The 20568-nt window shown below is 51.8% G+C and carries 14 protein-coding genes and 1 pseudogene; 3 read left to right on the top strand and 12 right to left on the bottom strand.

Features of this window, described 5'->3' with window-relative positions; translation table 11 throughout:
- Nucleotides 1–561 precede the first annotated feature (561 nt).
- The 3 genes from AC2FCQ_RS02685 to dsdC form a co-directional block, all read right to left on the bottom strand.
- A complete protein-coding gene (locus tag AC2FCQ_RS02685) occupies nucleotides 562–2562 on the bottom strand; it encodes a TonB-dependent copper receptor (protein ID WP_490307734.1) in 2001 nt (666 codons plus the stop codon).
- Between the two features lie 307 nt (nucleotides 2563–2869).
- On the bottom strand, nucleotides 2870–3337 hold the full coding sequence (locus AC2FCQ_RS02690) for a DUF2946 domain-containing protein (RefSeq protein ID WP_265553255.1): 468 nt from the start codon (nucleotides 3335–3337) through the stop codon (nucleotides 2870–2872).
- A 321-nt stretch (nucleotides 3338–3658) separates the two neighbouring features.
- Nucleotides 3659–4600, bottom strand: coding sequence for a DNA-binding transcriptional regulator DsdC (gene dsdC, locus AC2FCQ_RS02695; RefSeq protein WP_265553253.1), 942 nt, complete (start codon nucleotides 4598–4600; stop codon nucleotides 3659–3661).
- A 207-nt stretch (nucleotides 4601–4807) separates the two neighbouring features.
- Between dsdC and dsdX the strand changes: the two are divergent.
- Nucleotides 4808–6144: pseudogene (gene dsdX, locus AC2FCQ_RS02700) on the top strand (D-serine transporter DsdX).
- 478 nt (nucleotides 6145–6622) lie between these two features.
- Nucleotides 6623–7231 (top strand): class I SAM-dependent DNA methyltransferase, encoded by a 609-nt coding sequence (locus AC2FCQ_RS02705; protein ID WP_490307507.1) that lies wholly within the window; start codon nucleotides 6623–6625, stop codon nucleotides 7229–7231.
- A gap of 681 nt (nucleotides 7232–7912) precedes the next feature.
- On the opposite strand, the gene AC2FCQ_RS02710 is transcribed toward AC2FCQ_RS02705, so the two are convergent.
- From AC2FCQ_RS02710 to AC2FCQ_RS02745, 8 genes are all read right to left on the bottom strand, one after another.
- Nucleotides 7913–8308 carry a nuclear transport factor 2 family protein gene (locus AC2FCQ_RS02710; RefSeq protein ID WP_490307735.1) on the bottom strand — a complete coding sequence of 132 codons (396 nt, stop codon included), beginning with the start codon at nucleotides 8306–8308 and terminating at the stop codon, nucleotides 7913–7915.
- A 563-nt stretch (nucleotides 8309–8871) separates the two neighbouring features.
- Nucleotides 8872–9201 carry a cupin domain-containing protein gene (locus AC2FCQ_RS02715; RefSeq protein WP_490307508.1) on the bottom strand — a complete coding sequence of 110 codons (330 nt, stop codon included), beginning with the start codon at nucleotides 9199–9201 and terminating at the stop codon, nucleotides 8872–8874.
- Between the two features lie 71 nt (nucleotides 9202–9272).
- Nucleotides 9273–12335 (bottom strand): efflux RND transporter permease subunit, encoded by a 3063-nt coding sequence (locus tag AC2FCQ_RS02720; RefSeq protein ID WP_490307509.1) that lies wholly within the window; start codon nucleotides 12333–12335, stop codon nucleotides 9273–9275.
- On the bottom strand, nucleotides 12328–13428 hold the full coding sequence (locus AC2FCQ_RS02725; RefSeq protein ID WP_490307510.1) for an efflux RND transporter periplasmic adaptor subunit: 1101 nt from the start codon (nucleotides 13426–13428) through the stop codon (nucleotides 12328–12330). Before AC2FCQ_RS02725 ends, AC2FCQ_RS02720 begins: the two co-directional genes overlap by 8 nt.
- Before the next feature lie 80 nt (nucleotides 13429–13508).
- Complete coding sequence (locus AC2FCQ_RS02730) at nucleotides 13509–14111, bottom strand: TetR/AcrR family transcriptional regulator (RefSeq protein WP_490307511.1); 603 nt, start codon at nucleotides 14109–14111, stop codon at nucleotides 13509–13511.
- 340 nt (nucleotides 14112–14451) lie between these two features.
- On the bottom strand, nucleotides 14452–14769 hold the full coding sequence (locus tag AC2FCQ_RS02735; protein WP_209633448.1) for a cupin domain-containing protein: 318 nt from the start codon (nucleotides 14767–14769) through the stop codon (nucleotides 14452–14454).
- Between the two features lie 261 nt (nucleotides 14770–15030).
- Nucleotides 15031–15282, bottom strand: a complete 252-nt coding sequence (locus AC2FCQ_RS02740) for a CsbD family protein (RefSeq protein ID WP_209633446.1) — start codon at nucleotides 15280–15282, stop codon at nucleotides 15031–15033.
- Between the two features lie 130 nt (nucleotides 15283–15412).
- The gene (locus tag AC2FCQ_RS02745; protein WP_490307512.1) at nucleotides 15413–16909 is read right to left on the bottom strand and encodes a PAS domain S-box protein; all 1497 of its coding nucleotides are present in this window, start codon (nucleotides 16907–16909) and stop codon (nucleotides 15413–15415) included.
- A gap of 237 nt (nucleotides 16910–17146) precedes the next feature.
- Between AC2FCQ_RS02745 and AC2FCQ_RS02750 the strand changes: the two genes are divergently transcribed.
- Complete coding sequence (locus AC2FCQ_RS02750) at nucleotides 17147–18118, top strand: hypothetical protein (RefSeq protein WP_490307513.1); 972 nt, start codon at nucleotides 17147–17149, stop codon at nucleotides 18116–18118.
- 304 nt (nucleotides 18119–18422) lie between these two features.
- On the opposite strand, the gene flhA is transcribed toward AC2FCQ_RS02750, so the two are convergent.
- Nucleotides 18423–20489 (bottom strand): formate hydrogenlyase transcriptional activator FlhA, encoded by a 2067-nt coding sequence (gene flhA / locus AC2FCQ_RS02755; RefSeq protein WP_490307515.1) that lies wholly within the window; start codon nucleotides 20487–20489, stop codon nucleotides 18423–18425.
- Nucleotides 20490–20568 lie beyond the last annotated feature (79 nt).

Genomic DNA, 20568 nt, shown 5'->3' on the forward strand with positions numbered 1-20568 from the left:
GTTTATTCGTGTTGCGAATTTGACTTATTCAAATGCCATGATCCATAAGATTAAGTGCCGAATTCTTAAGGTTTTAGGACTGGTCGGAAAGGTTGGAGAAATTTATTTTATAATATATTTCTGATGGGAACGATTCCGTAATGCTGAGCTTTTGAATTATTAGGTTTACATGATTATAGCCTGACGCATGAAATGCAATAGCCATTGCTATTTTCAATCGACAAAAATGTCTTTCTAAAAATACCAATGAATAATGAGTGGTTTTTACCGGAAAGAACCAATGGAAAATGAAAATATTATTATATTCGGTTCGGGATTCAGCACGAGGAATGACACCGATTCTCTCATTTTTCTAATGTGAATTTATTGACGCGACAGGATAACATTCTGTCGTGGCGTATTGCTGCGCCTTGTTGTAGTAAGGTGGGAGAGAAAACATAAGACATTATTCAGGGTTCATCCAGGCAATTCAACGTGCCTGGGAGCGAAGACACAGCCTACATTGATAATGTACCCTGAGGGGTATTTGCCGGGCGATGACGGCGCATCGCCCGGTTCTGCTTAGAAGGTTACATTAACCTTGGCCCAGAGTGTGCGCCCAGGCTCGTTGACCGGCGTATTGGATGAATAACCGAAGGTGCTGTTACCCGCCAGGTTGAGGTGCTCGCTGTAGGTTTTATTGAGGATATTATCCAGACCCGTGCTGAGTTTGACATGTGGATTAACCTTATACGCCACATTAGCAGAAAGTACGCCAAAGCCAGGGCTGTCGGCAAAGTCTTTGCCCACAACGTTACCTTGGTTGATCGCTACGCGATGCTGGCTGCTAACCACACGCCAAAGGCCCGTGCTGCTCCAGTCGCCGCGCTCATAGGTCAAACCAAAGCGTGCTTCCAACGGTGGGATCTGCGGCAACGGTTGGTTATCCGTGGTGTTTTTACCCCAGGAATAGGCCAGGCTGGCATCCGTTTTCCAATGTTCGGTCAGTTGGTAACCCATACCCATCTCACCACCCATAATTGTGGCGTTGACGTTATCGGCCTGGCTGATACGCGCGTGGTGCGGATCATACTTGAACAGAATAAAGTCATTCACATGGCCAAGGTATGCCGAAACCCAGCTGTTAAAGCGTTTGTCAGTATACTGCGCGCCAATGTCGATTTGCGTGGTCTTTTCGCTCTTCACGCTATCAAACGGGTTTTTACTGCCGTTCGGGCCAAAGGTCGGAGAGAACAGCTCCCAATAGTCGGGGAACCGCTCGGTATAGCCTATCCCGGCGTACACCATCAGCGGAAGGCCAGATAAGGTATGCTCGATACGGGTAAACCCGCTCGGCAATGTGTCTGAACGCTCAGTGTCATTACCGTATTTATCGTTATCGACCAGGCTGCGATCGATGCGAGCACCGCTGATAACCTTGCTTTGTTCCGTTGCGGTCCAGGTCAGCTCGCCAAAGGCGCCGTAGTTATGGAATTGCGCATCTTTTTGCCAATCGTTGCCCTGTTTATTGCGGTGCGTGTTCGTTTGGGTGTCCATACCGCTTTCCAGCTTGAAATCTTGCCACAACCAGGTGCCCATCACGCGGCCGCCGACGGTACGTCGATCCAACTGCATGGCCATACCGGCGCTGTGCATTGGCATGGACATCCCCATATGCCCCATTGCCATACCGCCTTGCCCTGGAGAGCGGAGGGTCATGTTATCCATAATGTGGTTGGCGTAGTTGTAATACACCTGAGCTTCCACTTTATCTAACACCTCGCCGATATTGGATTTCTCCACGCGCATCCCGAGGCTTTCACGCTTGAACTGTGATCCGTCCATACTGCGGCCAGCATAGCGGGCCTCTCCATTGCCGCGGCCCATGGTCACTTCCAGCAGGGTGTCGTTGTCTGGCGTCCAGCCAATGGCCAGATCGCCATTCCATTTGTCCCAACGCGACGGCACGCGCTCGCTATTACCGTCCTGATAATCGTTGGCGCGGGATTTGTTGCCCATCAGGCGCAGATAACCTTGTTCGCCCCCCAGACTGGCATCGATATTTTCATCCCAGCGCCCATTAGAACCGGCCAACACGCTGGCATTGCCTTTGATACCCGGTTGATCAAAGCGCGGGCGTTCGCGGTCAAAACGCACGGTGCCTGCCGATGAACCCGCCCCCCAGAGTACCGTTTGTGGGCCTTTGGTGATGGTCAGCACGTCGTAGCTTTCTGGTGAAATATACGAGGTTGGGGCATCCATTCTTGCTGGACAGGCACCCAGCATTTCCCCCCCGTCGGTGAGAATCTTTAGCCGTGAGCCAAACATGCCGCGGAACACCGGATCGCCATTGGTACCGCCATTTCTGATCTGCGAGAAGCCAGGGATGGTTTTCAGATAATCCGAGCCATCACTGGCGGGTACCGGCTGGCGTGGCGTTTTCGGTGATGTCACTATGGTCATGGGGGAATAGAGCGGTGCAGTCACGGTGATCACGTCACCGTCATTCTTTTTAACCGCCGAGTCATGCTGGTGCTGTTCTGCTGCATGCGTATTAAAGGCCGACAGAAGAAACAGGGGCATTGCCGCGCTAATGTGCAGTGACAGAGGGCGCTTGGTATAGTTTTTGGTTTTTCCGAACATCATCGTTCCTTAATGCAAATTTCGACGCTAAAAATAGTTTTCATCACAACCGGGTATTATTGAGGCGTGAGTACGCCCGGAGCATAACGCCGCCGTTAATAAAGGGTTGGCCCAGTTCCGGCGTAAAAAATAACGTCAGAAGGGGGGTGATGAATAATGACTGGCAGCGGTGGAATTTATAGGCATAAGTAACCCACCTGGTTGAATAGTTTCAACAGGCGTCATTTGGCTGCGGTCTATTAATTTTTTAAATCAGAGGAAGTGATGCTGGTGGAGCGCGGGGTTGCGACTCAGCGTGAATCACATGGGCGAATAATGGAAAGATATAATGGGCCGGTGGCGCGCGCGACAGCAACGATCCTGACCAAAACAGAGGGGAATAAGCCAGGTCCAACAGCGGTACATGGATAAGTAATACGCAATATCCACAGGCGCTGTCATCCATCATCATCGCCATATTATGGCTGCCGGTCTGCATGGACATCGGCATGCTGTGCGAGCTGGCCTTACTGGTCTGATCCTGCGGCGGCTCATGATGCATGGGCATCGACATATCCATACCGCAATCAGGCATACCCGTAGATTCAGACTGCCCGACACGTGCATGCTCCAGCGATCGAGAGATCACCGGGGCAATGAACAACATCAGGATCGCAAAAATCCCCAAACAGGCAGGGAGAGAACTTCGCGATGTGGCAGTTCGAATTAACGACACATATATCCTAAAATAGCGCGATATTAACGGGCAGGATTGTACTGTTTTATGCCGTAAATGTTAAAACATTTTATGCATACCGAGCTAATTCGCAAAGTAAAATGCCATTCATCTCACGTTATCAACCATTTTCACCATTAAAAGACACCTTGGTTACATTGATAAATAATACTGGCAATAAAATTGGTGTTATATCTTTACCGGTGAATTTTTCACCGGTAATGCCACGTTAATTGAAGAAACAATCAACAAGGGAAATTAACGCCTGCTTTACGACGTGTGGCATTATTTTCGGGTATCATTTCTACGCGGCGTCGCTAATTACAGGGGGTGCTCTCCCAATGCCTTTAGCCAAACAATGAACGCATCTATTTTTGGCCACTGGCGGTCGGAAAGGGTCGACACATAGTAGTGCTGATCGCATTTCAACGCCATTTTGGGGAAGGGTGCCACGAGCTCACCGGTACTGAGTTGTTTACCGATCAAGCGTTTACGGCCCATAGCAACGCCGACGTGATTCATCGCTGCTGTGACTGCCAAATCGGAACGATCGAATCCTATTCCCGGAGAGGTATCCAGATTCACGCCGAAATGCTGAGCCCAACTGTGCCATTCATCGGTGCCGGAGTCATAGCTCCAGGCTTGCCTATCATGGAGTAAGGTGCAATGGGAAAGGTTGCCTGGAAAGTTGACCAGCTCAAATTTATTGGCATATTCCGGGCTACATACGGGGATGATCGCCTCGTCCATCAGGTATTGATAATGCAGCTGTGAAGACGGCGTCGCATCAAAGTACACCGCCAGATCGATCCCCGCCCGCTGGAAGTTCACATTTTCATTGCCGGTTAGAATCGTCAGATTAATGGCAGGGTAACGGCGAGAGAAATCCGCCAGTGCCGGCACGATCCAACACTGAGCGATCGATGGCCGTGAGTAAACGGTTAATGACCCGGACAACGCCTGATTTTTGATATCCAAAATCTCTTGGTTCAGAGTACCGAACGACGATTTCAGCGCCCAAAAAACCCGTTTGCCTTCTGTGGTGAGTTCCACCTTACGATGAGAGCGGACAAACAGCTGAATACCCAGATTCGCCTCAAGCTGATTAATGTTATGACTGACGGCGCTAGGGCTGACCGAAAGCTCATCAGCTGCCATCGCAAATGATTCATGACGCGCTGCCACTTCAAAGGTATACAACCGTGATAATTGCCAACCATTAAGTGAACGATGCTGACCCGTTAACGGGTGATTTGCCGCCATAACGCCCCCTGGAGCTTAAAAAATATCTTCGCTTAACGCACTTGTTTGGTGAGCAAACTTGACCCATGTCGCTAAATTGCACCATTTCTTGGCGTAAGTCACTCGTTTGATTCTGTTTTACTCATGTGAGCGTGGATTTTTATCGTTTGTCACCGTTCGTCGTTTTCCTGTCCAATGAAGGCAGGTTAATTGCAGGGGATAGAGGCTATGGATTCACACGTTTGGGTTGCTGTCACGCTGATCGCGAGTATTGCGCTTATCATTTTGACTATCGTTAGGTTTAAATTTCACCCGTTTTTGGCGTTGTTGCTCGCGAGCTTTTTTGTCGGCGGCATGATGGGCATGGGGCCGATTGATATGGTCAATGCCATCGAAAACGGCATCGGCAGCACCTTGGGCTTTTTGGCGGCCGTCATCGGGTTGGGTACCATCCTAGGCAAGATGATGGAGGTTTCTGGGGCGGCAGAGCGAATTGGTATTGCGCTACAGCGCTGCCGTTGGCTTTCTGTCGATGTCATTATGGTGTTGGTCGGTTTGGTTTGCGGCATCACCCTATTTGTTGAGGTGGGGGTCGTTTTGCTGATCCCGCTGGCATTCTCCATCGCCAGAAAAACGGGAACCTCATTGCTAAAGCTGGCGATCCCTCTGTGTACTGCATTGATGGCGGTGCACTGCGTTGTTCCTCCTCATCCAGCAGCGTTGTTTGTAACGAACAAGCTGGGCGCAGACGTAGGCACGGTGATTGTCTATGGGCTGATCGTCGGGCTGACGGCGTCATTGGTCGGGGGGCCGCTGTTCCTAAGTTGCTGGGCAAGCGCCTGCCGTTTAAAGCGGTACCACCAGAGTTTTCCAATCTGGCCGTGCGGGAAGAACATACATTGCCATCCCTTGGCGCAACCTTGTTTACCGTTTTGCTGCCGATCGTGTTGATGCTTGTCAAAACGGTCGCCGAACTGAATATGAATAAAGAAGGGCACTTGTTTGCTGCCATGGAGTTTATCGGTAACCCGATTATCGCCATGTTTATTGCTGTGTTCGTGGCTTACTACGTGCTTGGGATCCGTCGACATATGGGGATGAGCGCCCTGTTAAACCACACAGAAACCGGTTTTTCTTCCATCGCCAATATTTTGTTGATCATCGGTGCTGGCGGAGCATTCAATAGCATTTTGAAAACCAGCGGTTTAGCTGACACCCTGGCAGTGATGCTGTCCAACCTGCATATGCATCCGATTCTGCTGGCGTGGTTAGTCGCGCTTATTTTGCATGCCGCCGTGGGCTCAGCCACCGTAGCCATGATGGGGGCGACGGCCATTGTCGCGCCAATGTTGTCGCTTTATCCCAATGTGAGCCCGGAGATTGTGACGATTGCCATTGGGTCTGGTGCTATAGGCTGTACCATCGTGACGGATTCGCTATTCTGGTTGGTGAAGCAATATTGTGGCGCAACGTTAAATGAAACCTTCAAGTACTACACCACAGCAACCTTTATCGCTTCGGTATTGGCACTGGGCATGACTTTCTTGCTTTCATATGTGATCTAAGGTCTTGCTGGTAAACGGTTATTTATAGAGTGATTAACAGAATGGGGTGAGTGACACTGTCACGCAATCCCATTCTGCGTAACCTTGATTAAGTTGTTATTACGCCGTAATAGGTCATAAATGCATAGCCTACATAGACACCCCATGGTTGATAGCCATGTTACAACGTCACAAATATAAATGGCATTGTTGACAGCTGGAATGCATATATTGGGTCAGGCATCCTGATACGCAGCCAGGGTAAAAGCCTGGTTTTATGCCTTCGGTAGCGGATTAGAACGGTGCGTTTTGATGAAGTCTGCAAGGAGAATGTAGCCACCGCTCCTCAGATTTCACGTAGCGCGATCTAAAAAGAGGGTGTTTTGAGGCTATATTTAAGCCATGAGCCGTGATTTGCGGCAAATCAATGCCCGGTCATCATAACATGTTGGTCATTACGTATAGGATTCAAGCATATGTTGAAAGTATGGGAGGGCAAATGACACATTTTTCAGCCGGGAGCATCATGGCTTTATACGAACGGCATGCAGAAGCCTGGGGAAAACTACGTTCAACGGATCTCTTTGAGCAGCCATGGTTGGACAGGTTTTTGAGTTTAGTGCCAGCCACCGGTAGGATTCTGGATATCGGATGTGGAAATGGAATGCCAATCGCTGCGTATTTTACTCAGCGGGGTTTTGACGTGATGGGGATTGATAGTTCGCAATCGATGATTGATGCATGTCAGAAAAAACTCCCACATCAACAGTGGCGTGTGATGGATATGCGCACATTGGCGCTCAGTGAAATGTTTGATGGGCTGATTGCCTGGGATAGTTTTTTCCATTTGCCGCGAGATGACCAACGCCGGATGTTTACGATTTTCGCAGCGCATGCCAAAAGCAAAGCGGTATTGATGTTTACCAGTGGCACCAGTGATGGCGAAGCCATTGGTATGTTTCAAGGGGAGCCGCTGTATCATTCAAGTTTGGCACCAACAGAGTACCGGCAGTTGCTGCATGAAAATGGTTTTGATGTCCTGAAGACGGTTTTCGAAGATCCTGAATGCGGAGGACGTACAGTGTGGTTGGCGCAAAGATCAGCCTGAAGCATTATATGGGTGAAAGCCATGACAAAGGCCAAAAGCCCAGATTCTACGTACCACCACCTTGGTGCGCATAATGTATATTATGTTAAATTGTATTGATGATTACGCACCAGGCTATCTGTCTTGATTGCATCCCACCTCACCTTCAATTCTTGCCCGTGTTTCTTAAGATATGACGTTCTTCTACGAAGGTTTAATTGTTGGCTATGATTGAGACTAACATCTCCCATTTCTTCCATTCCGCTAGGGTCGCAACACTCGCTTGTGTTTCAATGCGCATAGCCAATCCGACTTATGCTCTGCAATAAATGGTTCTGCTCTTGGTCTTTCAACCTTCGGCAGTTCTAGACATGGCCACTGTGCATTTCTAACATTGCGACAGTTTTGAACATTCTGAATGACGGCTCTCTGCCAGGTCGCGATGCCTTATATGAAGGCCAACTATGTAACCTTTGCGTATCGCTGAAAGATAAACCTGGCACCCGTAATGACATCACTGCTTGTAAATAGGCGCGAATTGTTCAAAAACCCCCTTCTTTTTTGATCGCGCTACGTGAAATCTGAGGAACGGTGGCTACAATTCACCCTGCAGATTTCATCAAAACGCACCGCCAAACTGTGCTTAATCAACCAAGAAATCCGCACATCAATCCTGAGTTCTTCTATGTAAAGGAAAAAGCACTATCTGGCGTCGACCGTCGGAGTACCCTGGTGAAAACGCATTTGCCAATGGTCGCTACCATTTTCTGAAGATAACACCCAGATCGACGATCGCAATGTGCAGCCAGTAACAACGCCATCAGCACTGCGATGAAAACTTCGGTATGTCAGCAACACAGCGCCTTCGGCAATGGTGGCCAACATGAACCCTTCGGAAAAAATCTCAGCCTGGCCATGTTCTCGTAAAAGTGCGGTCACAGTTTGCTGTTTGTCATAGCACTGGCCTGAACGCCCAATCTCTTCAAAGTCATCATGCAATAATGCACCGACTGCGCTTGCATTAGTGCGTGTCACGGGCTGGTGCAATTTAACCTCAAGTGATTGAATCGTGGCTAGCAATTCTGCCGACTCGGTCAACATTTCCTCCTTTGGGTTATCTTTATCTCCCCATTAATGCTGGGGTATTTAACATAATGCAATGACAACGTCACTGATGGCGTATCTCCCCTCCTTTCTGTAACCTATAAATATTGCAAACAACTAACAAAATAGCCAGCTAACCAAACAAACCGTTAAAAATGCAGGTATGATTGAATATATTGTATTTAACCACTTGCATTTACAGCTCAAAAATTTAAATGTAAAAAACCACATAACGTAAATAAAAACAATATAAATAACGTTCAAAATAGAACTCCTTTAATGACAAGCAGTGCATCTTTGCTTCATTAGCTTTCGCCATGATGCTGGATCGTCCACAGCTTTCCGTAAAGCTTCCTTATAACGCCCACCTGTAAGACCTAGCATGTTTTTAAAATGATTGTCAGCCCAGTTAGGATCGTTTTAAATTTTATTTTAATCACCTTGCGATGGAACCGAATCCAGAGCTGGACCTATCTTGTTTTTTGTTTTTCCCAAGACTATCGTTACCCTGCTATCGTACGTTTTCGTTCCATTGGTCCTGAAACCCCTAGACTGATTCATCCATAATGGACAGCCAACCAAACGGTCGGCGTGTTGGGATCTGTCCATTCAACCCTATGGCGACGTTGTGCCGGAATATTCACAAAGTCGCCGATATTCATTATCCGCACCTCAGGTTCATCCTCGAACCGCAAACCGGCAGAACCCTGTAAAACGATGACCCACTCATTTTGCGGCTGGCAGTACCAAAAATCTGGCGGGCTTGATTGCCCGCTAGAGATGATACGTTCAATCTGCACGTTTGGCTGAGATAACAGCGTCTCAAAGGTTTCTGCTTCCGCCTTAAGTGCGGCCTCAGGAAAATGTGTGAACAAATTCGTCATCATCTTAACTTATCCCTTGTGGGTCTCGCCAGGTGAAGTCTTGGGCTGCGTAAGTAGGTGACAATGTCACCAAATCACACCTTGCCAGGGCGGATCTTAAACCAGATGGCATACATGGCAGGCAGAAATACCAATGTCATGATGGTTCCACCGAACGTACCGCCGATCAAAGTGTATGCCAGAGTGCCCCAGAATACCGAATGGGTCAGCGGAATAAACGCCAATATGGCTGCCAATGCCGTAAGCAACACCGGTCTGGCACGTTGCACTGTGGCCTCCACCACTGCATGGAACGGGTCCATGCCCTGCTTTTGATTGTCAGTAATTTGGCCAATCAGGATCAGGGTATTACGCATTAAAATACCCGACAGTGCGATCAGGCCGACCAGGGCGTTAATGCCAAATGGCTGTTGGAACAGCAGTAATGTGGGTACGACGCCAATCAGGCCCAAGGGTGCGGTGAGAAACACCATGACCATTGCCGATATCGAGCGCACCTGCAGGATGATGACCAACAACGTCAGCGCAATCATGATTGGGAATAACGGCAACATTGCTTGGGTCGCCTTGGCTGATTCCTCAATGGATCCCGCTTGCTCGATGCGATAGCCGGCAGGCAATTGGTCGATGATCGGCTTGAGCTCACTCAGTATCGCAGTGGAAACATCGGGTGGTTGCAGCCCCTCATCAATGTCACCTCGCACGGTCATCGTTGGGGTACGATCGCGACGCCGCAGGACAGGATCTTCCATACGTACATCGACCTCGCCCACCTGCGACAGCGGAATACGTTGCCCGGCAGAGCCCACAAGGGTAAATCCTTCTATTTGGGCCGGATCGAGACGAATATCCCCCGCCGCGCGCCCTACAACCTGTACCGCGCGAATGTCCTCTCGCACCACGGTGATCGGGACGCCAGAGAGCAGGAACTGTAATTGTTGCGCCACGCTGTTTGACGTCAGACCCACCGCTTGCAGCCGGTCCTGATCCAACGAGAAATGCAGCGTTGGCACGCGTGGCCCCCAGTCGGTATTGACGGTACGCATCATTGGGCTGGCTTGCATCACGGTCTCGACCTGTCCTGCAATCTCACGCAGTTTGTCGGGGTTCGGCCCCGAAACGCGATACGCCACGGGGAACGGTGAATACGGGCCAAACACCAGTTGCGTCACTCTCACTCGCGCTTCGGGTGCCAGTCCGTCTGCCGCCGCCGCTCGCAGGCGGAATTTTAGGGCTTCACGGGCTGCCGGGCTGTCGGTGAGCACCACAATTTTTGCAAACGAGGGATCGGGCAGCTCCGGCGCCATCGCCAGATAGAAACGTGGCGAACCCTGGCCGATATACGACGTAACGATCTTGGCCTCACCCTGCTTTTTCAGCCAGGTTTCAATTTTCGCGGTGGCCGCGCTGGTCTGTTCGATAGAGGTGCCATAGGGCATCTGCACCTCAACCAATACTTCAGGACGGTCGGAAGTAGGGAAAAACTGCTTTTTGATCAGCCCCATGGAAAGGATGGCCAAAACAAAAGCACTCACCACGGCCCCTGCCACCCACCATTTGCGAGTAATGACGCGGGCCAATAAACGGCGAAAACGATTATAGTGGCGAGTGTTATAGATAGCTTCGTGGCCGCCTTCAACCGTCTTGATGTTCGGCAGCATCTTTACCCCCAAATAGGGTGTAAAGATCACCGCAACCACCCAGGAGGCAATCAGCGCGATGCCGACAATCCAAAACATATTACTGGTGTACTCGCCAGCCGTTGACTGTGCAAAACCGTTAGGCATAAACCCAATGGCTGTTACCAGCGTCCCGGCCAGCATGGGGGCTGCGGTGTGGCTCCAGGCATAGGCAGAGGCTTTGATACGGTCGTAGCCTTCCTCCATCTTTACCACCATCATTTCAATGGCAATGATGGCGTCGTCAACCAGCAGTCCCAGCGCCAGTATTAACGATCCCAACGTGATGCGGTCAAAGTTCTTGCCTGTGGACGCCATTACGACAAACACCACGGCCAGCGTCAAAGGGACAGCGGCAGCGACAACAACGCCCACTCGCCATCCCATGCTGACGAAGCAAACGACCATCACAACCAGGAGTGCGACGAAAAACTTCACCATAAACTCATTGACCGCCGAGCCGATATTAACGGATTGATCGGTGACTTTGGTTAACGTCATGCCCAACGGCATATCCGCGTTTATTTTGCTGGTCTCAACATCAAGCGCTTTCCCCAAATCCAGTCCGTTCCAGCCTTCGCGCATCACAATGCCCAGTAACAATGCCTGTTCGCCGTTGTTGCGAATAATGAAGGTCGCCGGGTCTTCATAGCCGCGCTCAACAGTCGCGACATCCGAAAGCGTCAAGGTGCGCCCTTGGGCCACAATAGGTGTCGCGCGGATCTTGGCCAGGGTATCGAAAGCACCGTCAAGGCGAAGAAATACCTGCGGCCCGTGGGTATCGATCGAACCTGCGGGCGTTAAGACGTTCTGACTGTTCAGCGCGGAGAAAATCTCCTGTGGGGTAACCCCTAGCGTGGCGAGCCGATCGTGGGAAAATGAAACGAAGATGCGCTCGGCCTGCTCCCCGATGATGTTGACCTTCTTCACGCCAGGTACATGGAGTAAACGTTGGCGCAAGGACTCCGCATCACGGACCAACAGACGTTGCGGTTCCCCTTTGGCTTTTAAAGCAAACAGCGCAAAGGTTACGTCAGAGAACTCGTCATTGACCATCGGCCCAATGACGCCGGCAGGTAAGTTTTTAGCTTCGTCACCCAGCTTCTTGCGCGCCTGATAGAAGGCTTCCTGCACCTCGGCAGGCGGTGTTTTGTCTGCCAATGACACCATAGTGAAAGCCAGACCGGGGCGGGTATAAGTCTCGGTGCGGTCATACCACTTCAGCTCTTGCATCCGTTTTTCGAGCGGTTCGGCGACCTGATCCTGCATTTCCTGCGCGGTCGCGCCCGGCCATGCAGTGATGACCGTCATCTGTTTAACCGTAAAGGGGGGATCCTCCGCCCGTCCCAACTCAAAGAACGCAAGAACACCGGCTACCGCGATAAGAAGAATCAGAAACAGCGTAATGGCACGTTCGCGAACGGCAAGTGCCGAGAGATTGAAACGCCCTTCACTCATGAGCGGCTCCTGGCAAAACGGGTGCCACCCTGACCTGTTCACCGTCGCGCAGCAAATGGGCACCCAATGCCACAACCTGATCACCCGCCTTAAGATTGCCGGCAACCTTGGCGACATCGTCGCTGATGCTCAGAACCTGTATGGGGTGCCAGGCGACAGCCGCCTGCTGACCGGCAATAACCCATACGCCGGTACCCTTACCGGGATCAAACAGTGCGGCAATGGGGATCTGCAGCAGTGGCGCGGTGCTTTCGTTTTTGGCGATATCAAGGGTGACGGTTGAACCTAAGGGGGCCCCTGCCAGCGGGCCGTTAAGTACATACCTGGCCTCGAACGTCCGTGTTGAAGCATCGGCTGCATCAGAAAGCAGGCGTAATGTTGAAGGTACCGCTCCCGTGTCGCGCCCATACAGACGGGCCATAGCCACGCTGCCGATGGCCGGACGCAAGTTTTCCGGTAGATGCACTATGGCTTCGCGTTGCCCCGCACGCGCCAGTCGCACCACGGCTTGCCCAGCACTGACAACTTGTCCTGGCTCGGCCAGCGTGTCCACCACCACGCCATCGGCGTCAGCCAGCAAAACGGCATACTCGGACGCATTCCGGGCTACATCTGCCTGCGCTTCTGCGGCACTGAGTTGTGCCTTTGCGGTATCCGCCGCCGCCTTGATCTGATCATAGGCCGACGCCGAAACTGCGCCGGTTGTGACCAGCCCGCGATAGCGAGCCTCATCGGCCGTCGCCTGCCGAGCCTGCGCCCGTGCGGCAGCCACCGCTTGTTGCTGTGCCCGCGCCTGCAAACCAAGATCAACCGGATCCAGCCGCATCAGCGGCTGGCCGCGTTTGACGGACTGGCCGGTATCGACCAGACGCTCAAGTATTTTGCCAGAGACACGGAATCCCAAGTCACTTTGGGTTCGGGCGACCACGACGCCGGTGAATGCACGGGAGATGTCGACCGCATTTTCTACCACAGCCGCCCTCACTAGCGGCGGCTTATTTCGCGGATCGTCGACGGTTGATACGTTATCACAGGCCACCAAGGCCAGGGGTAACAGGCAAGCGCCAATAGTGGCAGGTCTGAGCCGGAGCATGGGGTTCCCTTACGTCATTGACAGGACAAGAACCGCATTCTGCGACTAGTGACCAATTAAGTCAATGGTCACCATTCATGTTAAGGCGACAAACTGCGCAATATCAGGCCCGACAACAGTACCGCGGCTTCCCCGGCGGTTTCCAGGTTGTATTGCAGCTGTACGGGGTTGATATAGGGACACATCACCAGATAAATCGCACTGGCAGCCTCGTCCATCGGGGTCTTGCGTTCAAACTCTCCGGACTCACGCCCTTCGCGGAGGATCTGTTGGATGATTTGCAGCAGATGAGTTTGATGTGCTTTCACCGAAGGCCATTGATCGCGTGCGGCGACGGCGGCGATATCATAGAGTTTTCTGTCATGGAAGAATAAGTCGCTACTGGTCTCCGACAGCGCCTTGAACAAGCGTCTTAGCTTCTCTGACGCGGTTGGCGAATCGGCTATGGCTGAGTCCACCAGCGCCATAATCATCGCCAGGCGATTAGAACAGATCACCTCGCCAATGGCCTGTTTGGATTCAAAGAATTTGTAGATGTAAGCCTTCGAAAAGCCGATCGCTTTGGCCAGATCGGACACCGTGGTTTTTTCATAACCGTAGTGCCCGAAGTATTCGGTAGCGGCTGCCACGACCTGATCGCGAACACTGTGGTCCGAAGGGCCCCGCGTCTGTGGTGTATTCATTTTTTCATTCATCTGTATAGCTTATCTTGGTAAGCGTCGATCCGCAACGAGTGACCAAATGGTTATTTGGTCACTTACGTGTTTTATATCCCCTGCCTGATCATTCAAGGCGTTGCAGTGAGAGACAAGGACAGGGTGATGTTCTGAAAGCAACGGGATACGCAAGATGGGGGATATCGTTTCAGAAAACTGCGCCAGATAGATCTCAGCAGGTAAAAAGGGATGCCTTTGTTGAGCCCAGGCCGTTTTCCAGCGTAAATCAGAACTCCCCGCGGCTTGACGGGGAATTCCACCAGATAAGCCCATGACACCCACCAGGCCAATCTGATAAGTACACTCTTTAACGAGCCAGTTCTACCCCATCGAGTTCAGATATCGCCAGACAGAACACTTCCGTTATCGCTTCTACCGTATACGCGGTTTTGGCCGGGATCATCAACATTTCATGAGACTGCAAAGTCTGGTCCCCAACGTTGAGCTCACCGGACAGGACCATCAATTTAACCCAGCCCGGATGCATACGGGCCGACTGCTTACTGCCAGCATCAAGTTTCAACAGCGCCGTGTGCCCTTGCGCCTCACGTTTTAAGATATGGTAGTACACCCCGTCGTAAGGCATATTCTCGTAGTGCAATGTCGCCAGTGTTCTTTTATGCATGATAGCTTCCTAGTAATCGGTGACTAGTTGGATCAAGAATCACTATTCCCTAACGGCCTCAGGGCCTATGAATAAATATATAGGACGTATGCGCCAGACGCAAAACAGAGCCCAAGATGGTTTTGGTTCTGTTCAGGGAAGGATAGCGGACAAAGATGACTGCGGGGCGAAAGGCGATGAATAAGTCAGGCTGTCAATGACCCGCCCATTTTGAAGCAGTTCGCCCGCGAAATGCGGGCGATATCAGAAGTTAAACCTGTCTTAACGGCGACGTAACAGCAGGCCAGCCAGTAAACTCACGCCGGCAAAGATAGCAACGGTAGCGAGCGGCTTCTTCCTGACGGCATCACTGATGCAGTTCAGAGCATCACCGTATTTTTCTTGCACTGCACCAGCAACGTAACGGGTGGTTCCTTCGGCTTGTAACTGCTCGTCGCCCGTCACGTCACCCGCCACTTCTTGTGCTTTACCCACAACTTTGTCCATAACACCATTGATCTTATCGCTGTTCATTATGCTCTCCTGAGGTTAGGTCAGCTTCGGCATCGGTAGAGACAGATGCCGTGACTTGTCCTCAATGTTAAGCCGCAAATCACGGGTTCATAAGGCCAGTTTGCATGGGAAGAACTAGTCCATTTGCACCCTATTTGCCGTTTTTAGGCTGCCGTTCACCCGCAAACAGCCCCCGCTCTCTGGCCCAAACGATAGCTTCGCTGCGGCTATGCACGTCAAGTTTGGAATACACCGTAGCCACGTGATTGCGTACGGTATTGGGGGCAAGATTGAGCCGGGTCGCGATTTTCTTGTCCGGCAAACCTTCACAGATTAACCCCAATACATCGCGCTCGCGGGCGGTAAGATCGGTAAAGGAAAACCCTGAAAGATTGGGCTTGTTGATGCTTTTTACATTGGCCAGTTTCTCAAGCAGGGTTTGGCTGAACCAGGACGCATCTTGCATCACCTCCTCGATAGCCACGACCAATTCAAGCTCTGAACGCTTACGCTCAGTAATGTCCATCAGCACAAGCAGGTAACAAGGGGCATCCTGAATACTCACCGCATCGGCTGAGACCACACAATCGATCACATCATTGCCCTTTTTCCGGATTTTGAAATCCTGACTCTCGACGTTGCCGGTTTTCCCCAACGCGGCAAACAAGCGCTGGCACTCCCCTTGCCCGTCAAAAAAATTGATGTCGTCGACCGACTTACCGATGAGCTCCTCAGCGGCATATCCGGTGGTCTTCATAAAGGCTTCATTGATATCCAACACCTGCTGTTTGTCAGCCGTGCATACCAGCGTGGGAACCGGGCTCAAGCGAAAGGATTTGGCAAATCGCTCTTCGCTCTCACGCAAGGCTGACTCTGCCTTACGCCGGGGCTCCAGATCGGTAAAGGTAAACAGCATGCACTCTTTTTCATTAACGTCTAACGGCTGACCGGCGACGATGACCAGCTTGGTTCCCCCCTCCGGTAATTTCAGCTCTGCTTGCATCTGCGGAATGGTTTCCCCGTCAATCAGGCGCTGTACGGCTTGCTCTTTATGCTCTGCCTGCTCCAGTACATCCAATGCGTAGACCGAGTTGCCCATGACCTGGTCGCGGCTATAGCCGGTCATGTCGAGAAACCCCTGGTTGACCTTAATGTAACGCAGATCGCTCAGGCTGCAGATCACGGCGGGTGCGGGATTGGCGTTGAACGTTTTTTCAAAACGCTCCTCCGCACTCGCCCATTCAGTGGCATCGCTCAAGATCAACACCAGCAACTCGGGCTGCCCTTGGCTGTCGGTGATAATCAGGCTGCGTAACCGGTGAACCCAAATGAAGTCTGGCTCCGTGGTGGGTTTCACCTCCACCAGCACATCGCTAAACGCCTCCCCCTTGGCAACCCGGCTGATCGGGTATTGATCCGCCGTTAACGGATGATTGTTGCGATACCGCAGGGCAAAACGTTCAGCGTACTCTCGGGCATTTGCCCCCAGTTCACTCAGATGACTCAATCCATGCATGCTTAGCGCGGCTTCATTAGCCCAAAGAATAGTCTGGTCGATTTCAATCAACATCACCCCTTCGGTCAGCCCTGAGATGATCTGTTGTAATTGGCTACGGTTAGTTTCGCTGGCGAGTACGGCCTGGCTCATGTTTTCTCCAAAATACGAAAGGTCCCGGGCCGCCGAGCGGCGATCGGAGCTCCTGTAAATTACGCGACTTCAGGATCAGCATAGTGCGTAAGTCATGCATTCGCGGGGTGTGAATGCACTAGGTTTAGCAGTGCAAATGAACCGGGACGATCGATGGTGCACAGCGGCAGACTGATTCTGTCGGCGCGGTGGATGCTGCGCGTACAACCACTTGTCCAGTAAATATAAGGAAGAACAATGACCACTGTCTATGAATCCAATCGCTTTGCGTTTCACGTTTCATGGGGCTCAATATTGGCCGGGAGTGCCATGGCGCTGGTGACCTATTTAATATTAAGCGTCCTGGGTACCGCTGTTGGCGCATCTGCCGTGGACCCGATGCATGAAGGCAACCCGTTAAGCGGCTTCGGTGTAGGGACCGGGATTTGGCTCTTTGTCTCCACGCTGATCTCGCTAGCTGCGGGGGCATTTATCGCTGGCCGAACCGCACCTGATCGTGGCGGCTTGCACGGCTTGTTGAGCTGGGCGGTGACCACATTGCTGACGACCTGGTTGGTGGTTTCGTTGGCGAGCGGCGTTGTCGGTTTGGCCGGAAACGCCGTGGGTAAAGGGTTATCGCTGGCGGGCAATGGCCTTGCGGCAGCCGCACCGGGTATTGGTGATAGCGTCAAGCAGCAACTTGATAAGAAAGGTATTAGCCTGGACTGGGGGGATTTGGAGGATCAGTTGACCACCACACTCAAGCAAACAGGTAAGCCTGAATTAGATCCATCGACGCTGACGCAAAAAACCGAACAGGCAGCAACGGACGGCAAGCAATCAGCCACTGATGCCACCACCGATCCAACGCAGGCCGCGACAGAGCTTAAACAATGGTTCGAACGCGTTAAACAATCCGGCGAACCTGCTTTGAACGCGGCGGATAAAGATGCGTTGGTGAACATCGTTGCTGCACGTACCGGTAAGAGCCGCGCCGAAGCGACTCAAATCGTTGATAATTACGCCCAGGCATATCAGCAGGCGGTGCAAAAAGTCGAAAAACTTAAGGCTCAGGCAGAGCAGAAAGCGCGTGAAGCTGCGGACGTGGCGGCCAAGCAAGTGTCCCGTGCCGCATGGAGTTCCTTACTGATACTGTTATTGGGTGCCGCACTGAGCTTTGGTATCGGACGGATTGCTGTGTCAACTCGTCGCCCCCTCGTTGTGAGCTGATGGATCATGGGTATTTTCATGAAAAGAGACCTGTCATCTATCTCATTGAACTATCAACACGTCGTCGGGGCTTCGGTCCCCGTGCTTCTCATCGAATTCGTCAATGAGAAAAACGAGCGTTATAGCTTACGTTATAACTTGCCACCGGATAGCCCGGAACGGACAGAGCGACGCGTGTCCTTACTGTTGCATTTACTGCGCAAGCAAAGGCCCGAGGAAACAAAACTGAACGGCCAAGGGTAAGTGCATGACGGGGCCAGAGTCCGATATTCAACCGGGCTCTGGCCTTTTATTTACCTCCCCCTTACTTGACCAAAATGCCCCATTTTTTCATCCGTGAAAGCAATGTGGTTCGCTTCAGACCCAATCGCTGCGCAGCGCCCCGCGGGCCGGCGACCACGCCATTGGTTTCCTTCAGCACGCGGATAATCCGCTGACGCTCGTCTTCTCCAGGCTGACTGGGTTCCGGCGTAGGGAGGGGTAACGCCATCGAAGGCACGGGATACTGAATTTCCGGCAGTTGCAGATTAAGCACCGTGCCGTGCGTCAGTAACACCGCGCGCTCGATGACATTCTCCAGCTCGCGCACATTACCTGGCCACGGCATTTGGCTCAGCAAACGCAGCGTCTCCGCTGGAATGCTATCGATCGTGCGTTTCATCCGACGCGCGATTTTATAGGTCAGGAATTTCACCAATTGGGGAATGTCTTCGGGCCGCTCCCGAAGCGGGGGAATAACGATAGGGAACACGTTCAGTCGGTAGAAAAGATCGCTACGGAATTCGCGGTCGGCCACCATTTGCTGCAAATCACGGTTGGTTGCCGCAATCAAACGCACATCGACCGAAATCACTTTGTTGCCACCTACTCGCTCAAACTCCCTTTCCTGCAATACCCGCAGTAACTTAGGTTGCAGTTCAACGGGAATTTCACCGACTTCATCCAGAAACAAGGTACCTTTGTCCGCCAGTTCAAAACGCCCCATTCGTTGGTTCGTCGCTCCCGTGAACGAGCCCTTTTCATGGCCGAACAGATCACTTTCCAGCAACCCTGTTGGCATCACGGCACAATTCATTTTCACCATGCGTTGGTCGCGACGCTCGCTCAAATTGTGGATAGCGCGAGCGATAAGTTCTTTACCGGTGCCGGTTTCACCCAGGATCAACACCGAACAGTCGCTTTTAGCCACCATTTCGACCTGTTTTAGCACCGCAGACATCACGACGCTGCGTCCGACAATCTCACCGAAATCCGGGTTGTTGCCGTTAATCTGCTCGGTCAGATAGAGGTTTTCATGCACCAGGCTCTCTTTAAGCCGGTTGATCTCCTGGTACGCCAGTGCGTTATCAACCGCAATAGCAATACGTTCGGCAATCTGTTGCAACACCCGCAAATTGGCAGCGTTAAAATTGTCCGGTTGACACTGCGCCAGTTTCAGAACGCCCAGGGTCTTTTTGCCAAACACCAATGGCAGCACGCAGAGCGTTTGAATTTGGTCATGCCACAGATCGAACAGCTGGCGTTCATACGCCGCCAGGCGATCGGAATGCCTCAGATTCAACAGCAGCATTTCGCCACTTTGCATTACCTGTTCCGATAACGTGCCTGCCAATGGGACGCTGTATTGCTGCCGTTCAACGACGTCGTCTTGCAAATAATGGGTGGAGTAAATGGTTACCTGTTCTGTTTTATCTACGTACAGCACCATACTGATGGCATCAATTTTGAAAAAGCGGTGAATTTCCGTGGAGATCTCGCCGATCAAATCGTCCAGATCAAGCTTCGACAGCACTGCGTTGGTGACGTCGACCAAAATACGGTAGTCATCTCGCTCATGGCGTAACTGACGTTGCTGCGCTTCCGCTTCTTTGCGTAACGTGAGCTGCTCAGTTGCCAGTGCAACCAACTCCATCAGTGTCTGCAGTTGCACCAGACTGCTATCACTGAAAGGCTGTGGGTTAGCGTGCAGCAGTTCACACCCGCCGATGAGGGTACCGCCTGCATGCAGCGGCATCAGACAGTACTGGCTAAAGGGGGGATACAGCGCCAGTGCGCCGATTTGCGGGTAACGGGCGTGTAGGTCATCGCTCTGCCAACACTGCGGTAAGGGACTCTGCCGTAGCCGACTGACCGGCCCATTGGCCAACAGAGTCTCATCCTGGTAGTTCAGCGGTTGCCGACGGGCATCCAAACCGTAAAAACTCACCCGCTCACTGTGCGGATCAAACAACACCAGCGTCACATGTTCCGCCAACTGCAGGCGTTGCAACACCTGACGCAATTGCATCAGTAAATCAGTGAAGCTGTGTTGACTGAGTAACGTGCGGGTAATTTCAAGTAGCGCTTGTTTTTCTAATTGTGCATTCGACATTGTTTATCACTTGCCTGAGTCGCGATGATGATTTGTGTGAGTCACGTCGCAAAGTGTAACGCTGAGCGACGGCGTTCTC

The sequence above is a fragment of the Serratia sp. CoH_134_PS_4 genome (assembly GCF_058190535.1).

What these genes read in the sequence shown, in the direction of transcription:
- AC2FCQ_RS02685 (WP_490307734.1), bottom strand. Translation starts at nt 2,562, where the DNA reads ATGCCCCTGTTTCTTCTGTCGGCCTTTAATACGCATGCAGCAGAACAG.
- dsdC (WP_265553253.1), bottom strand. Translation starts at nt 4,600, where the DNA reads ATGGCGGCAAATCACCCGTTAACGGGTCAGCATCGTTCACTTAATGGT.
- AC2FCQ_RS02705 (WP_490307507.1), top strand. Translation starts at nt 6,623, where the DNA reads ATGACACATTTTTCAGCCGGGAGCATCATGGCTTTATACGAACGGCAT.
- AC2FCQ_RS02715 (WP_490307508.1), bottom strand. Translation starts at nt 9,201, where the DNA reads ATGATGACGAATTTGTTCACACATTTTCCTGAGGCCGCACTTAAGGCG.
- AC2FCQ_RS02720 (WP_490307509.1), bottom strand. Translation starts at nt 12,335, where the DNA reads ATGAGTGAAGGGCGTTTCAATCTCTCGGCACTTGCCGTTCGCGAACGT.
- AC2FCQ_RS02725 (WP_490307510.1), bottom strand. Translation starts at nt 13,428, where the DNA reads ATGCTCCGGCTCAGACCTGCCACTATTGGCGCTTGCCTGTTACCCCTG.
- AC2FCQ_RS02730 (WP_490307511.1), bottom strand. Translation starts at nt 14,111, where the DNA reads ATGAATACACCACAGACGCGGGGCCCTTCGGACCACAGTGTTCGCGAT.
- AC2FCQ_RS02735 (WP_209633448.1), bottom strand. Translation starts at nt 14,769, where the DNA reads ATGCATAAAAGAACACTGGCGACATTGCACTACGAGAATATGCCTTAC.
- AC2FCQ_RS02740 (WP_209633446.1), bottom strand. Translation starts at nt 15,282, where the DNA reads ATGAACAGCGATAAGATCAATGGTGTTATGGACAAAGTTGTGGGTAAA.
- AC2FCQ_RS02745 (WP_490307512.1), bottom strand. Translation starts at nt 16,909, where the DNA reads ATGAGCCAGGCCGTACTCGCCAGCGAAACTAACCGTAGCCAATTACAA.
- AC2FCQ_RS02750 (WP_490307513.1), top strand. Translation starts at nt 17,147, where the DNA reads ATGACCACTGTCTATGAATCCAATCGCTTTGCGTTTCACGTTTCATGG.
- flhA (WP_490307515.1), bottom strand. Translation starts at nt 20,489, where the DNA reads ATGTCGAATGCACAATTAGAAAAACAAGCGCTACTTGAAATTACCCGC.